Annotated in this window: 2 protein-coding genes; both read right to left on the bottom strand. The window is 33.7% G+C overall.

Annotated features, from left to right (window positions below; genetic code table 11):
* Nucleotides 1-94: 94 nt before the first annotated feature.
* Nucleotides 95-955 carry a hypothetical protein gene (locus GFU93_RS00110; protein ID WP_160565895.1) on the bottom strand — a complete coding sequence of 287 codons (861 nt, stop codon included), beginning with the start codon at nt 953-955 and terminating at the stop codon, nt 95-97.
* 7 nt (nt 956-962) lie between these two features.
* Nucleotides 963-1,482: hypothetical protein (locus GFU93_RS00115; protein WP_160565897.1), on the bottom strand; the 520-nt coding region annotated here is incomplete at its 5' end.

A 1,482-nucleotide genomic window follows, 5' to 3' on the forward strand; every position in this document is an offset into this window, starting at 1 on the left:
AAAGCGTTGGTTATAAACCAATCGCCGAAAGACATTATTTTATCTATTATTTCTTTCATTTCATATATTTATCTCAATTACTTACGGGCGGTATCTAAATTTTTAAGCAGGGGTAAGTTAACGTTATTTGTACTGTGCTGTTTTTGAAATCGTTAAAGCTGTCATATACTCCTTCGAATTCAGTATTAGAAATAGTTACGCTACCATCCCAACAGAAATAATCCAACTCTCTGAGGGTACTTCTGTTACCCATGACCGTCCCCTTTCTAACGACATTTATTAATTGGTTTACATCAGTCTTGCCTTTCAATTCTTCAGGGACTTTAAATAAGGTTATTACCTCTTTTTCTTCGGCGTTTTCTATATTTATTGTTGCCGTGATTACAACTAAGCCTCCTTCTTTTACAGCTAAAAAAGAAGTTACGTTGGTTTTCGGATGAAAATTCCAGTTGAGAGTTTCTTTGTCATAAATTTTTTGATTTATGTATGGGTAATCTTCAGGGGCGGGAGTATAATCGGTTGCCTTTTCTCCAAATTCGAATTTATATTTATACGAGCGTGGCGCTGCTATTCTAAGATAAAAAGCTTCTGTTGGTCTATTATAGGTAAATATTGAATATTTATAGCCTTTGATTTCTATACGATTGATACATTTTTTATCTTTATCATAAAAAGCAATAACCGGATATCTTGTTTCGCATGGATCCCAAAATTTAACGGTTATTGCCCCGTAATCTTCAAACTCAATATAGTTGGTTACTAATGTACCCCAATCGCGTACAATTTCTCCGTTTTCTCCTATAGTACCGGTTAAATCCTCGTTTTCACATTTTTTTTCATACCAAAGGTTTTTTCCTCCTATACGGATATTTTTAACCGCTTTAATATCATATGCTATTCGTTTAAGAGTGTCTAATAATCGGTTTGCAAAAGGTTTTAGCGCAAGGGTCTGCATAGGTTGATTATTTAATGGCTTCTAGATAAACATTTAGTGGATCTTCTGTTTGGAAATCAAGCACAAAGTCTTCCGGTGCGTCTGTATAATCGGTTGCTTTGTCTCCAAATTCTACTTTGTATTTCCCGTTTGTAGTTGATGGACGCGGGGTTGATATTCGTAAATAAAAGGTATTAGCAGGTATATCAAGGATCATTTCTGAATAAGTATTTTCAGTGAGATATTCTTTTGTGATAAATTTTTTATCTTTATCGTAAAAAGCTATGACAGGGTGACCCACTGATGGCTTATTCCAACATTTTACGACTACTTTCAAGTAGTCTTTAACCTCTATAAAGTCAGTATAAATATCTCGTTCATTGTTCGTTACTATACCGCCATCACTTATATACCCAAACAATTTTTCTTTTTCGCATTTTCCTGCATACAGTAAATTTCTTGTTCCTATATTTATGTTTTTTAAATATTCGATATCTTTTTCTACCGTGTTTACCGTTTGTTTTTCTTTATCGGTAAAGGCATTGGTA

Origin of the sequence: Apibacter sp. B3546 (genome assembly GCF_009827885.1) — a bacterium.
Classification (GTDB): Bacteria; Bacteroidota; Bacteroidia; order Flavobacteriales; family Weeksellaceae; genus Apibacter.